Source organism: Binatus sp. (SeqCode) (genome assembly GCF_036522015.1).
Classification (GTDB): domain Bacteria; phylum Desulfobacterota; class Binatia; order Binatales; family Binataceae; genus Binatus.
The window spans coordinates 1-13,080 of record NZ_DATDGQ010000132.1 but is presented as its reverse complement, the minus strand read 5'-3'; the positions used below and the strand labels follow the sequence as shown (position 1 = coordinate 13,080).

The window sequence follows — 13,080 nt, the reverse complement described above, 5'->3', positions numbered from 1 at the left end:
ACCAACGGTCCCGCCATGAACGAAGAAGACGCGGTCGCATGCGGCCAGCGTGCCGGCGCGATGGGCGACGATGATCACAATTCGGTCGCGGGCGAGTGCGATCAGCGTATTCAGTAGTTCGGATTCGGAGGCTGGATCTAGCGGTGCGGCCGGCTCGTCGAGCACGATAATTTCGGGGCGTCGAAGAAGAGCACGCGCGATTGCGATTCGCTGTTTCTGTCCGACGGACAAGCGCGCGCCGCGTCGTCCGAGCATCGTCGCATACCCGTCGGGGAGGCGATCGATGAATTCCGCTGCGCCAGCCATCGCGGCCGCTTCGCGGACCTGGGCAATCGACGCGCTATCGCTGCCGTAGCGGATGTTGTCTTCGATCGAGGTCGAGAACAGCGATTCATTCTGGAATACGAATGCGACGCGCGCGCGAATCGCGTCGGGCGCGACCGCATGCGATTCGACGCCGTCGAAGGCGATGGTTCCCGCTGACGGTTCGATGAAGCGCGGGATCGAATGGATGAGCGTCGTCTTCCCGCATCCGCTGGGTCCTGCCAGCGCAACCATCTCGCCTGTGCGCATCGACATCGTGACGCCGCTCAGCACCATGGTGGCGCCGTAGCCGATCGCGACGCCGCTGAATTCCAGGCGGCTGATGCGAGCGCTGAGTCCCTCGCCAAGCCCGTTGGCTACCGGCTCTGCCAGGTTGTCGAGCACGCTATGCACGCGCCTCAGCCCCGCGACCGACGCCTGCACCGACGCCCACGTACCGCCGATAGTTGCCATCGGACTCGCCAGCATCGCGCCGTAACCCGCGAGCAGCACGATGTCGCCGAGCGTCATGCGGCCCGCGATCACTTGCATCATCAGGTAGTAGAGGCCGTAGCCGACCAGCGCCCAGCCAACCGGCGCGATCACGATCACCATCACGAGCAAGATCGCGAACATCCGCAGTGTCGATCGGAAAGACTGCCAGCTCGCAGCGTCCACGACTGCGGTCTCGCGCGACTCCTGTCCGAACGCCTTGATCAGCTGGACCTGCGCGACTCGCTCCTCGAACGCGGCCATCACGTCGCTGCCGCTTTCGCGCATCGATTGGCTCTGACCGCGGATCGCGCGTCCGAAAAGACCGCTGCCGATTGCGACCACCGGAAGAAACAGAGTCGCGACGACGATGATCACCGGCTCGTTGCTGAATTGCACCGAGAGCACGATGATCGCCATCACGAACATGAACACTGACATGATTGGCGCGAGCACGCCGCGATAAAACACCGGGCCGATCGACGCGCTGTCGTACATCACGCGGAAAACGGCGTCGCCGATTTTCTGGTCGGCGTATAGCGCCAGCGGCGATCTTAGGAATCGTTCGTAGATCGCGGTGCGCAGCGATTGGTTCATCCGCTGCGTGAGATCGATCGTAACGCGCGACTCGAGGTAGCCAAACAGGCCGTTCCACAGGCTGCCGCCGTCGTTGGCGTCGTTGGCGGTGATGCCCGCCTGGTCGAGACCGCCGCTGTTCACGTTGGTGCCGAGCGGCTGAGCCTCGCCGTGGACCATCCCTATGAGGATCACGGTCAACACCAGGAACAGTGTGACGGCAAGGAGCAGCCCGCTGCGGCTCGCGCCAACCATCGGGGTCAAAATGACGCCAGGAATACCGGTCAGCGGATGGCCGTCGATCACATTATCGATGACGATTTTCAGCGGCCACGGCGTCATCAGGAAAAAGGTCAGTGAGATGAAAACCAGCGCACATTTGATCGCAACCAGCCGGCGATAGCGGCTGACGAATGGCCAGCTCTTGACCAGCAGGCGCCAGGACTCGCGCCACGTGAGCGGAGCTTGCTCGTCGGCATAAAGAAGATTCGCGCGCGAGTCGCGCTCCGCAACCGCGTCAGGCATTGCTCACCTCGCGAACCGGCAAGTCGTCGAGCGCAGATCCGTCGGCGTCAACCAGGCGGCCGGCCGCAAGATGGTAAACTCTATCCGCGCGCGCCGCGGTAGTGCGGCGATGCGTCGCGAGAATCACCATGCGGCGTTGCGGCGCCTCGTTCACCCAATCGCGCAAGCCGCGCATCACGGCCTCTTCGGTAGCCACATCGAGCGAGGAGGTCGGTTCGTCGAGCAGAAGAATCGGCGCGTCGCGCAGAATCGCGCGGGCGAGTCCGAGCCGTTGTGCCTGACCGACCGAAAGCTTCGAGCCCTTCTCGCCGAGCATCGTGTCGAGGCCGGCCGGTATGGAACGGAGGAAGTCGCCGAGGCCGGCGCGGTGAATCGCCTGGCTGACTTCGAGCGTCGATGCGTTCGGGCGCCCGTACGCGACGTTGTCGCGAATGCTCGCGCTGAAGAGCGGATTCTCCTGCAGCGCAACCGAAAGCATCCCGCGCCACGCCGTAAGATCGAAGCCGGCAATCGAGGCGGCGTCGAGCAGAATGCGTCCCGCCGCCGGATCGAAGAATCTCACGATGAGCGAAATAATCGTACTTTTGCCCGAGCCGCTGGGACCGGCAATCGCGGTGATTTGACCGGCGCGCGCCTCGAGATTCACGCCGGCAAGGACAGGCATGCGCGGGTCGTAGCCGAAGGTCACGTCCTCGAAGGCCAGAGTGGTCGCGGTCTGTGGCGGGATCGCATGACCGCTGGTGACGCTTTGCTCAGGCGTTTGTCCGAGCATCTCGAGCACGCGCGAGATTGCGACGACGACATCCTGCATGCTGCCCCACTGGTCAGTGATATCTCTGGTGCGCTTGCTGACGTTGGAAACAAGCGCGAGCGAACCCTGGAACAGTCCCAGCGAAACGGCAACGTGCCCGAGGCCGGCAGTTCCGCCCGCCAGCACTTCCGTCACGCCGAGGTACATCGCGGCGACATAAGCCAGACCGCGAACCGTATTGGTGATGACGCGGTATCGCGCGAGCATCAAGCGTGCACGGCGCCCGGCAATGAACGCGTCCCAGTTATCGCGCGCGTAATTTCCTGCTTCGCGCGCCTCGGTGCCGAAGGCTTTCACGGTTCTAATCGACGCGAGAGTCTCTTCGATGCGCGTGGTAGCGAGCGCTGTGGCTTCACGCTCACCGATGAAAGCGGCGCGCAACGAATTGGCGTAGATCCACGCCAGTATGAAGTTCGCGGGCATCAGCATCGCCACGATTAGCGCCATCCGGGTGTCGAACCAGAGCAGGTAGAGTAGCGCGCCGATGGCGACCGGGAAGAAAATCACCGGCTGAACGATCAACCCGTCGATGACATTAGGAATCGCGGCGGAGTCCTGGAACATGCGGAAAATCGCGTCGCCGATTTTCTCCTCGGAATGAAAGCGGACGCTCAGTTCCTGCATCCGGGTGTAGAGATTGACCCGGAACAGGTTGCTGATGCGCTGCAGAATCCAAACCGCGTAACCGAGAATAAATCCGACCGCGACCAAACCAACCACCGCTACGATGCCGCCGACAACGCATGCGTGAATCAGCACGGTGCGCCGATCGGCATGCAGCGGAACGTGGAGTATCGATGCCTCCCCGGGTTTCAGGGCTGCGCCGTGACCCACGACGTCGAAGAAAACGCGCACCAGCCTGAGTCCGACGAGTCCACCGAGCATCAGCGGCAGCGTCAGCAGGAACAGGTACACGAGGTGACGGCGGTAGGGGCGGATGAAGGGCCACACGCGCGCGAGCAGCCGGAACACGTCGCGCGAACGCAGCCGGCGAGCGTCGGGGAACGCCAACTCGCTCGGGATTGGGGGCGCGGTGATGATGGTAGGTTCAGCGTTCAATCGAATCGCGGCGGCTCACTTTGCGGGAGCGGTGCCGGCTCCAGCCAGTATGCGGTCTTCAAGAACGAATTTCGATGTGCAATCTGCTTTGTATTGATCGGCGCCGAGCGCATAACGGCCCTGGAAATCCGCCGACACGGAAGCGAGCGTCGAACGTGCCGTCGTTTTCTCGAGCTTGACCGTCACTGTTACCGCGCCGTCTTGCAACTTGTAGATCATCTCAACCGGGCCAGCCTGGCAGAAGGCCCAACTGCGCCACGTCACGTCGTCTACGATTGTCTGCCGGGCGACGAGGGTATGCGTTCGCTCGTCGGCGCTGACGAGCTGGAAAGTGCTCATTGACGAGTCGGTAAAATACTTCTTGAGGGTGGCGAAGACCTCTCCGACCGGCTTGTGAATTTCATCCATGCGCGGCACGACGCGCGGCGATTCGATTGCGAAGGCGGGGGTCAGGATGGAAAACGAGGTGAACACGATGATCGATACGCTGACTAGTCTCATGACTCCTCCGTTGAAGGGTGTGAGGTTGTGAGTCTCCGAAGATCATAACGGCCCGCGAAATGGCGCGTAAAGGGGCGTGGTCCGCGAAGACCGTTTGATGGTAACTTCGCCCCGGGAAAGGAAAAGGAGACACTATGTCCGCGTTGATTTTCGAAAAACGGACTCACGTCGCATATCTCACGCTGAACCGGCCCGAGGTTCACAATTCGCTGAACCCGGAGATGCTCGTCAGCCTCGCGGCGGCGTGGAAGGAGATCGAGAGCGACGACTCGGTTCGTGCGACGATCGTGACCGGGGCGGGCAAGGTCGCGTTCTCGGCGGGCGCCGACCTGGGCAAGCTGATTCCGCTGTTCACCGGCGCGCGCAAGCCCGAGGACGAATGGGACAGCAAGCTGCTCGCGGATCGGAAGATCGGCGACATCGCGCTGCTGCGCGGCTACGACATGGACAAGCCTGTAATTTCGGCGGTCAACGGCTTTTGCATCGCGGGCGGAATGGAATTCATCCAGGGCACCGATCTTCGAGTCGCGTCGGAGAACGCGAGCTTCGGTTTGCAGGAAGTGAAGTGGGCGATCATCCCGGCGGCCGGCTCGCTGGCGCGATTGCAAGGCCAGATTCCGTACTGCAAGGCGATGGAGATTCTGCTGACCGGCAACCGGATCGATGCGCAGGAAGCGTGGCGACTGGGCCTCGTGAACTACGTCGTGCCGCAGGATCAACTGATCGCGAAGGCGGAAGAACTGGCGACAACGATCGCGCAGAACGGGCCGCTCGCGGTGCGCAAGATCAAGGAGGCAGTGCGGCGAACGTCAGGACGTCCATACGAAGAGGCGTTCAAAATCGAAAACGAAATCGCCCGCGAAGTGATGAAGTCCGAGGACGCGAAAGAAGGCCCGCGCTCGTTCATGGAAAAGCGCAAACCGAATTACAAGGGTCGTTAGCCTCCGAGTTTTCTCTTCCCCTCTCCCTGTTAGGGAGAGGATGAAGGTGAGGGTCCGATTGCAGCGTGCGTGTTTTTCGCGCGCGATTCAAGATTCTGTGCTTTCGTCAGGGATCGCTCAAACCCCCGCCAAAGCGCGCATCGTATTTGGATAGTCGCGCGCTGTGGTTGCAGCGGGACCGATCGGAAACACTACGGGATGCGTGACGCCCGCGGCGCGGAATCGCGCGACGAAATCGCGGCCTGCTTGAGCCTTACCGAACACCGCGATCTTCCGACATGACACTTCCGAGATGGCTCTGGGAGCCTCGGCGCGCTTGCCTTCTTTCCACAGGCGGCGCACCTCGTCGAACTCGGCGGCGAGTCCGTAGCGCGCGAACATCTTGTTGTAGCTGTCCACGAACGCGTAGCCGGCCAGCTCGCGCCGGAACGAATCGACGGCTTTGTCCTCGTCCTCGGTGATGCACATGCGGATGTAGATGCCGACATCTACTGCTGACGGATCGCGTCCCGCGGCTTTGGCGCCCTCGGCGATATGCTGCACCATCGGTGCGATCGCTTCGGGCGGCGAGTAGTTCATCAGGACGCCGTCAGCAACTTCGCCGGCGAGTCGGAGCATTGGAGCGTTGAGACCTGCAAGATAAATCTTCGGCGGATGCGGCGCGGTGATGCGCATGCTCAGCTTGAAGTCGGACTTGTACACTTCGCCCTGGAATTTCGAGCGGCCTTCGGTGAACAACTGGCGCATGATCGTCACGCATTCGCGCATCGCCGTGACCGGCTTGCGATACGAGGCGCCGTGCCATCGCTCGACGATGATCGGACTCGATACGCCCAGCCCCGCAATCGCGCGTCCGCCGGACAGTTCGTTGATGGTAAGGAAGCCCATCGCCATCGCACCCGGCGTGCGAATCTGAATCGGAATGACGCCCGTGGAGAGTTCGGCTTTGCGCGTGTTGACTGCGAGCGCGGCGAGGCTGACGAACGCGTCGGGGCCGCTGACCTCCGCAATCCACAATGAGGTGTAGCCGAGGTCCTCGGCCTCGCGGATGAGTGCGAGGCGGCCGGCAAGCGCGTCGGCGCCGACGCCGACGTTGGTCTGAAGTCCGAGTTTCTGGGTTGATGGCATTGATAAGTCCGTGCGAGTTTGATTTGCGCAGATTGTGCGGCTATTCGACTATGGCTGCAAGACACGATGACAGATTCTACGCGGGAGTGTTGAACGATGGCCTACTTCGATTCCAATGGCGTGCAGATTTATTTCGAGGAATACAGCAAGGGCGAGCCGGTGGTGCTGGTGCACGGCTTTGCGTCGCGCGCGGATCATAACTGGGGCGCGATGAACTGGTTCACCACGCTCGCGGCGCATTATCGCGTTGTCGCGCTCGATTGCCGCGGTCACGGCAAGAGCGGCAAGCCGCACGATTCCGCGGCGTACGGCGGCGAAACGATGGGCGAGGACGTCATCCGGCTGATGGATCATCTTGGAATCAAGCGCACGCTGATCATGGGCTACTCGATGGGCGGGCGAATCGTGACGGGCCTGCTGATGTTGCATCCGAAGCGCTTGCGCGCGGCAGTGCTCGGCGGAATAGGCGCGACGACAGCGACCGCGCCAAGTTTCAACCGCAAGCCGATCGTCGATGCGCTGCTCGCAGAAAATATTTCAACTGTGAAGGAGCAGCGCGCGCGGGAATTTCGCCAGTTTGCGGAGGCCACCGGCAACGACTTGAAGGCACTGGCGGCGGTGATGGCATCGAATCGCGAGGATTTTAACGCCGAGCATATCGCGGCGCAGAAAATTCGCGTGCCGGTCATGATCGTAATCGGGACCAAAGACCTGCTGGTCGGTAATCCAAAGCTGCTGCATGACTCAATTCCCGGCAGTAAGCTTGTGATGCTCGAGGGACACGATCATCTGAGCGCGCCGAGCGATAAGCATTACAAGGAAGCGGTGCTGGAGTTCTTCAAGTCCGCGCCTGCGTGAGAAAATTCAAAAATCCGACGCCCGTGTGAAGTCGGCGGCTGGCCGGCCCAGCCATCTGAAAATCCGCATCACGCCGGGGAAGACGACTCGCTTTCCTTCTGACAGGTGCGTCAGGCCCGCGGGGCTAGTACCGACTTCTTTAGCGACCTGTGCCCATGTCATTTGTCTTTCGATGCGTCGAGCGTCGAGTGCTGCGTAGAGCTTCTTCGCGTCGAACCGCAAAATCTTTCCCACCGGAATGTCCGGCAGCCGCTCGCTGATGCTTTCAGACTGCTGATGGCCGGGCACGAAACTTTCTGGCGTTCGATTCAGCCATCGGAGCATCGCCAGTACACCGTCACCCTCGGCTGCTGCTCTAAACCGCGTGCCCGACACCGTCGACGCGCTGAGACGACGAGCTGAAGGGCGATTTGGGTTCTGATGCATTTCCCGCGTCACTTGTGACCATGAAAGTCCACGCGCTTGCCGCTGCGCGTCAAGTGCCTCGTAGAGAGCCCGAAGACTAAAGTCAGTGTCAGGCAACCTAACCCCTAACCCTTCCCAAGTGGAAGGGGAACTGGAATAGGAAAGAATCCTATCCTCGGAGTTGGCTTCTGTCATGGAGTATCGGACCGCTAGCTGATTCGCGGATTGTTGAGGGTGCCGGTCAGATGATAGGGCAGGGGACCCGGGGGATGCGGCAACATCGCGAGCAGCATCCCGAGTTGCGAAGCGGCGGTTGGAGAGGTCGAGAGAGTGAATTGGATCGCGAGTTCGCTTTCGCCGGGGTCGGGCGCAAGTTGGATTGTTCCTTCGCCGGTGAGGATCAAATCGCCGCCGCTGGTTGTGAGTTCTTCGATCGTCAGCGTGCCTTGATCCAATTTGAATTTTGAATGGCCGTCGCCAAGACGGATCGGCGAACTAGCGAGCGCCGAGGTCAACGTCAGTCTCGCTGCGCTCAACTCGCCGGCGCCGGTTTCCGCGATGTCAGCGGGAGAGAGCAACAGATTGCCGCTCCCGGAAAGCGCGCCGGCCGCACTCGCGCCGGGGATCGTCCATAACTGCTGACGCGCCAACTCGATCGAGTCGAGGTCGTAGCTGATTGCTGTGCCGCCGCCGCTCGGACGGATCGTGACGTTCACGACGCCGTCGTAGAGCGCGGCTTTCACGCGGACGCCGGGATGCGTCGTTAGCATCGAGAGAAATGCCGGCGCGATGGTGACGGCGGGGCTCTCGACCAGCAGGTGGGCGGAAGTGGGACGGGTCGAAATCAGGCGCACGCCCGACAACTGCGCGCCGAAGGGGAAGCTCGCGCTCTGCCTCTCGCTGGAAACCTGGAGGCCCATCGGTGCGAGGACATTAGAAAGCGTGGTGGAGTAGGGAAAGGTGGAAATCAGGTACGCGGCGAAGAGCGTCAACCCTACTGCCGCGTAAGCTGTTCGAATGAAGCGGGGTCGCTGGAATTGCGCCGACGGGGTCTCGCGCACGTCAGGTGTTCTTCGCGAGCGCGACACAGGTGAGGTCCACGTCGTAGGAATGCGTGTCCTGGGTGCGGCGCTGGATGCGAATAGTGGACACTCCAATCGGCATCGCCAGCGAATTGATGCCATAGAGCGCGTCAACCAACTGCGCGAGATTCACGTTGGCGAGCTTCAACTGCACACTGTACTCGGTAAAGCCGTCGGCGAGCTTGCGATCGGAGCCGGGCGTGATCGATCCGATCTTGTCTCGACCGACACTTTTGGTCATCGAGCTTTCGACGACGGAGAACAGCGAGAAATCCCTGCCGATTGGAACGGTGCGCTGCTCGGCCTTGGCGAGGTTTGCTTTGAGCTGCGCGTAGGTACCGGCCAGTTGGCGAACGTCGGTGAGATCCTGCTGGCGCTGCGCGATCTTGCTCTCCAGCCCGGAGCCAAGATCCACGATGGGCATGTAGACGAGGTTGTAGATGAGAAAAATTCCGAGAAGGCCGCCGGCGATTTGCACCAGGATGCGTTCGCGGGGTTCGAGCTTCTGGTAGCGGGCGCGCGCCTGCGCGATCAGCGGATCGACGCCGGTGGCAGCTTGCTTGAGCAATGGACGGAGCAGCTCCATGACTCGCGCGCGCAAATTGTCGATCCATTCTCTAAGCATCGCAGCTATTCTTCGATGTCCCGCTCATTCGACGGCACGGCGTCCTTGAAATTTGCGTCCATTCGAAAGTCCACTTTGCTCGGATCCGAGCCGGCCTTGGCATGCGCCACTTCGATCGAGCCGAAGTATCCGCTCTTGTCGAGTGCTCTTTTCGCTTGATCGACGGTCGAGAACGAATCTGCCTGCCCGGTCACGCGCAAGCCCTGCGAATCAATCTGAACGTCGGCCATCTGCACTGGAAAGCGCGGCGGCAATGCGCGCGACACCGCGACCAGCGTGTCGAGCGGCGAATGAGTCAGGTTGCCGCCGATCAGGTTGAGCCGCTTGTTCATCTTCGCGATCCCCGTCTGCAACTGTTCCTTGGCGTTGTCGGGATCGGTTTCGCCGAGAACCGGTCCGGCGACGGCGGCGATTTCCGCGTTGAGCTGGCTAAGCCGATGGAGATTGGCGGAGACGCCGAGCGCGAAATGAAAAATGACCACTGCCACCACGGCGGCCGCGAGCATCCCCGACGTGTAGAACGGGCTGAGATCGCCGCGGACGCGGCCGCGAAACATGAATTCGCCCTGGCGGAAGTTGATCAGATCGAGTGGCTTGGTTGGCAACTCGCCGAGCAGCATCGCGATGCACGATGAAAACTTGCTGTTGTTGGGAACACTGCCCTCGAAGATTCCGGTGTAGTCGAACGCGCCGCCATCGCGCACCGACATCGCCAGCGATTCGGACAGCATTCCGCGCACCTTGGGATAGGCGGCGGCCGCGCCCGCAACGATCACCTCGGTCTGATCGGTTTCCTCGCCATTGGCCAGCAGGGTCTGACGCACCGAGTTGAGGATCGGCGCGGCCGCGTCCGCCGAGACCACCGATCCGTCGGACAGCATAAGGCCGCCGGGCATCGAGCGCAGCGCGCGTGGCGTTCCGTCCAGGTCAACGAGCACGACCGAAGTGGACGACTCGTCGCCGTCGACGACCAGGTGCGCCATCGGCTTGGCGCCGTTTCCGTTTTTGGCGCGCGTGAACATCGCGGCCAGCGCGAGCGGCGCGAGCGTCACGGTCTTGGGATCGAGTCCCGCCTTTTGCAGCAAACCGAGATGACTCTGGAGATCGGTCTTGCGCACCATCGCGGCCATGACGAGGGTGTGGTCACCCTCGTGGCCGACGCGGGTAAATGCGACGGCACCGTTGTCAACCGGACACGGCAGATGCTCTTCGAGTGCGAAGGGAACGACCTGGTGCAGGCGGCGCGCATCCTTGAACGGCAGCTCGAGCAGTCGCTTCACGGTCAGGTTTGCGGGCAGCGCCGAGATCACGATGTCGGGCTGCCCGGCTTCGACGACCAGGCGCGAGAGGGCGCCGCTCAAGTCGGCCTCGTCGTCGGCGCGAACCTTGTCGTAAACGCCGGCAAGCGTAAACGAATTCCACGCGCGCTCCGCAACCGCCGCGCGCACGCGGTCGGCGCCGAGCTCGAGCGCAAGTATTCGTTGAGCCATCAGGCGACCTTGACCCTAGTCCTCGCGCCACGCCGCGAGCGTGCCGATGCCGGTGGTCTCGCGATGGAACGTTGCTGTAATAATTTTGCGCGCGCCTGCATAAGTGCCGGTTCCCGTGATCGTGAAAAATTGGCTCTTCATGTCGACGTCCTTCATCAGGCGCTGGCCGATTTCGCCGAGGTCGGGAAGGTTGCCGATGTCGGTGGGCTGGGTGAACGGCCGAATCGTGCGCGCGTCGATTAATGACAGCACTATTTTCTGGTCCTCGGTCAACTCCGGTTCCAACGCCGCCAGCACTTGGGGCGACGCGGTGTTGGCGTTCACCGCGGTCTCAGCCATCACCGTTAAAAATGGGCTCACGCGGTTGACAATCGCCTCGTTGAACCCTTTTACCATCTGCAAATCACCCATCGTAGGCATCGCGCCGTAGCGCGGCTGATATGGCGGCTTCAGTCCCGAATAGTAATCCCCGATGCCGCCGCCGAGCCCGGTGCCGTTGTTCGGCGTAATCCAGTCGATGATACCTTGAACCAAGTCAGGGCTCACGTCGAGTACCGTGAACAGCCGCTGCACCTTTTGAATCGCAGCCAGGTTCGGAGCGCCGTTTTGAACCATCGAGTTGAGATTGATTTTCCGGCCTTCGTCAACGATCGACAATGAAACCGTGCCGCCCGCCAGCGACATCGGCGGAAACGGCACCGCCCACACGTCGCCCAGGGTGTCGATCGGGGTCGGCGATTTAAGGTCCGCGCGTGCGTCGGCCGCCAGCAGCGCGAGGCCGATATTGACCGCGGACCGCGCGAGGTAGGTGGCGCGAAGCTCGTTGGCCTGGTTGGCCGCCGACACGAATCCGAGTCCCGAGGTCATCGCGAAATCCACGACGACCAGGGTCATCAGCGCGACTCCCAGCAGAACCGCCAGCAGCGCGACGCCGCGCTCGCTCTTTCGCAGCCGCTTTACCATTGCTCTATCGCCATCGGCACGGTGACCTGGGTCGCAAAATCCATCACGCGGCCGCCCGGCGCCGCCATCTGAATCTGGATCGCCACCGCGACCGGCAACTGGCGTCCTTGCGGCAGACTCGACGACTCCCAGCTCTCTCCCCACCGCTGGCCATCGAAATAGCGGAAGTGAAGCGAGAGTATATTGTTCGCGAGAGTTGTCGTTTGCGGCGTGACCGCAGTGGTCAACAAGCCACTCTGCTGAGAGCGCTGCAGCAGGTACCAGCCCTGCTGGTCAGGATTCGCTATCAAGTTGTAAGTGACAATTGTCTCCGGCGTCAGACCGGTAAGCGCACGGCGATGCCCTCCGCTGAACGTGGACAGCGTGATCGTATCGATCGGCGCGCCGTTGCCCATATGTCCGCTGCCGAAGAGCGCAACGTTACTCACGGTGTACGGCGTCTGGACCGCATTGCGCAGCTCCTTGGTCAGTTGCCACAACAAGGAACGGCCTTCGCGATCCACCATGAGCCGCCCTTCGGCGTGTACCTTGCTATGCGCGATCGTGCTGAACGCGCTCGCCAGCATCGTGAGGATCAACGCCAGCACTCCAATCGCGAGCATCATCTCGATCAGCGTGAAGCCGCGCGGCGCGCTGCGGGTCAGAATACGGCGGTTGGTCATGGCGCAGCCTGTACCTGTTCCTCCTCGGGCGGGATCGGTGAATGCAGAAACTCGATGAGCGCGAAGTTTTGCGAAAGCGTGGGACCGTAGCGAATCAGAACCTTGACCACCCGAACGTCGGGAAACGTGCCCGACGCCTCGACCGCGCGCTCCCATCGAAAGTCCGGGAACTCGCCGGGAAACGATGCCTCGAAATTGCCGCTGGTGACGCCGAGATCGGGATATCGCTCGAGCTCCGCTTCCGTCATCACCGCCTGCGCCAGCATCGAGGCTCGCGTCGACTGCTGCGCGCGAATGACGGATTGCATGCTCTGATGTTGCAGGCTGAGCAGACCGAGCAGCGCGATGCCGAGGATCGCAATCGCGACCATCACTTCGAGCAACGTAAATGCGCGCGCGCGGCGGCGAAGAAGATTCATCGCGACATCCTCATGCCCTCCGGCATCACGTCGCCGCTGACGATCGCGACCTGGCCGGTAAGCGGAGAAAATTCGAGCGTCATCACGTCGCCCGACGCGTCCTCGAGATGCACCACGGTCGCATCGACGTAACCCTCGGGATAGAAGTTGGTCGCGATGGTGCCCCGATTGAAGGTGCCGATTCCTTCGACGGTGACATCGCGAATCCGAATCGCCGCCGGCAGCATCACCGGATGTCCC

At 61.9% G+C, this 13,080-nt stretch carries 13 protein-coding genes and 1 pseudogene; 2 read left to right on the top strand and 12 right to left on the bottom strand.

From position 1 onward, the window contains the following. The 3 genes from VIW95_RS05575 to VIW95_RS05565 form a co-directional block, all read right to left on the bottom strand. On the bottom strand, positions 1 to 1,896 hold a 1,896-nt coding region (locus VIW95_RS05575; RefSeq protein ID WP_331584434.1), incomplete at its 3' end, for an ABC transporter ATP-binding protein. Further along, the gene (locus VIW95_RS05570) at positions 1,889 to 3,766 is read right to left on the bottom strand and encodes an ABC transporter ATP-binding protein (RefSeq protein WP_331584433.1); all 1,878 of its coding nucleotides are present in this window, start codon (positions 3,764 to 3,766) and stop codon (positions 1,889 to 1,891) included. The genes VIW95_RS05570 and VIW95_RS05575, both read right to left, overlap by 8 nt. A 15-nt stretch (positions 3,767 to 3,781) precedes the next feature. Then, on the bottom strand, positions 3,782 to 4,267 hold the full coding sequence (locus tag VIW95_RS05565) for a hypothetical protein (RefSeq protein ID WP_331584432.1): 486 nt from the start codon (positions 4,265 to 4,267) through the stop codon (positions 3,782 to 3,784). A 134-nt stretch (positions 4,268 to 4,401) separates the two neighbouring features. Here VIW95_RS05565 and VIW95_RS05560 point away from each other — a divergent pair, with 134 nt between their 5' ends. Further along, a complete protein-coding gene (locus tag VIW95_RS05560; RefSeq protein ID WP_331584431.1) occupies positions 4,402 to 5,208 on the top strand; it encodes an enoyl-CoA hydratase-related protein in 807 nt (268 codons plus the stop codon). A 117-nt stretch (positions 5,209 to 5,325) separates the two neighbouring features. Here the strand turns inward: VIW95_RS05560 and VIW95_RS05555 are convergent, their stop codons facing one another. After that, the gene (locus tag VIW95_RS05555) at positions 5,326 to 6,336 is read right to left on the bottom strand and encodes an LLM class flavin-dependent oxidoreductase (protein WP_331584430.1); all 1,011 of its coding nucleotides are present in this window, start codon (positions 6,334 to 6,336) and stop codon (positions 5,326 to 5,328) included. Positions 6,337 to 6,432: 96 nt separating this feature from the next. Here VIW95_RS05555 and VIW95_RS05550 point away from each other — a divergent pair, with 96 nt between their 5' ends. Beyond that, positions 6,433 to 7,194, top strand: a complete 762-nt coding sequence (locus VIW95_RS05550; protein WP_331584429.1) for an alpha/beta hydrolase — start codon at positions 6,433 to 6,435, stop codon at positions 7,192 to 7,194. 6 nt (positions 7,195 to 7,200) lie between these two features. On the opposite strand, the gene VIW95_RS05545 is transcribed toward VIW95_RS05550, so the two are convergent. The 8 genes and pseudogenes from VIW95_RS05545 to VIW95_RS05510 all read right to left on the bottom strand — a co-directional run. Further along, a complete protein-coding gene (locus VIW95_RS05545; RefSeq protein ID WP_331584428.1) occupies positions 7,201 to 7,518 on the bottom strand; it encodes a hypothetical protein in 318 nt (105 codons plus the stop codon). 290 nt (positions 7,519 to 7,808) lie between these two features. After that, positions 7,809 to 8,660 (bottom strand): type II secretion system protein GspN, encoded by an 852-nt coding sequence (gene gspN, locus VIW95_RS05540; RefSeq protein ID WP_331584427.1) that lies wholly within the window; start codon positions 8,658 to 8,660, stop codon positions 7,809 to 7,811. Between the two features lies 1 nt (position 8,661). Further along, entirely contained in the window at positions 8,662 to 9,306 is a 645-nt protein-coding gene (gspM, locus tag VIW95_RS05535; RefSeq protein WP_331584426.1) for a type II secretion system protein GspM, read from the bottom strand. A 5-nt stretch (positions 9,307 to 9,311) separates the two neighbouring features. After that, on the bottom strand, positions 9,312 to 10,796 hold the full coding sequence (gene gspL / locus VIW95_RS05530) for a type II secretion system protein GspL (protein ID WP_331584425.1): 1,485 nt from the start codon (positions 10,794 to 10,796) through the stop codon (positions 9,312 to 9,314). A gap of 15 nt (positions 10,797 to 10,811) precedes the next feature. Then, positions 10,812 to 11,759 (bottom strand): type II secretion system minor pseudopilin GspK, encoded by a 948-nt coding sequence (gspK, locus tag VIW95_RS05525; protein WP_331584424.1) that lies wholly within the window; start codon positions 11,757 to 11,759, stop codon positions 10,812 to 10,814. Further along, on the bottom strand, positions 11,753 to 12,421 hold the full coding sequence (locus VIW95_RS05520) for a type II secretion system protein GspJ (RefSeq protein ID WP_331584423.1): 669 nt from the start codon (positions 12,419 to 12,421) through the stop codon (positions 11,753 to 11,755). The genes gspK and VIW95_RS05520 overlap by 7 nt, the downstream gene beginning before the upstream one ends. Continuing rightward, positions 12,418 to 12,840 (bottom strand): type IV pilus modification PilV family protein, encoded by a 423-nt coding sequence (locus tag VIW95_RS05515; protein ID WP_331584422.1) that lies wholly within the window; start codon positions 12,838 to 12,840, stop codon positions 12,418 to 12,420. The genes VIW95_RS05520 and VIW95_RS05515 overlap by 4 nt, the downstream gene beginning before the upstream one ends. Beyond that, positions 12,837 to 13,080: pseudogene (locus VIW95_RS05510) on the bottom strand (hypothetical protein); the annotation flags it as partial. The gene VIW95_RS05515 and the pseudogene VIW95_RS05510, both read right to left, overlap by 4 nt.

Coding starts and splice junctions, on each gene's coding strand:
- VIW95_RS05565 (WP_331584432.1), bottom strand. CDS start 4,267: ATGAGACTAGTCAGCGTATCGATCATCGTGTTCACCTCGTTTTCCATC.
- VIW95_RS05560 (WP_331584431.1), top strand. CDS start 4,402: ATGTCCGCGTTGATTTTCGAAAAACGGACTCACGTCGCATATCTCACG.
- VIW95_RS05555 (WP_331584430.1), bottom strand. CDS start 6,336: ATGCCATCAACCCAGAAACTCGGACTTCAGACCAACGTCGGCGTCGGC.
- VIW95_RS05550 (WP_331584429.1), top strand. CDS start 6,433: ATGGCCTACTTCGATTCCAATGGCGTGCAGATTTATTTCGAGGAATAC.
- VIW95_RS05545 (WP_331584428.1), bottom strand. CDS start 7,518: ATGCTCCGATGGCTGAATCGAACGCCAGAAAGTTTCGTGCCCGGCCAT.
- gspM (WP_331584426.1), bottom strand. CDS start 9,306: ATGCTTAGAGAATGGATCGACAATTTGCGCGCGCGAGTCATGGAGCTG.
- gspL (WP_331584425.1), bottom strand. CDS start 10,796: ATGGCTCAACGAATACTTGCGCTCGAGCTCGGCGCCGACCGCGTGCGC.
- gspK (WP_331584424.1), bottom strand. CDS start 11,759: ATGGTAAAGCGGCTGCGAAAGAGCGAGCGCGGCGTCGCGCTGCTGGCG.
- VIW95_RS05520 (WP_331584423.1), bottom strand. CDS start 12,421: ATGACCAACCGCCGTATTCTGACCCGCAGCGCGCCGCGCGGCTTCACG.
- VIW95_RS05515 (WP_331584422.1), bottom strand. CDS start 12,840: ATGAATCTTCTTCGCCGCCGCGCGCGCGCATTTACGTTGCTCGAAGTG.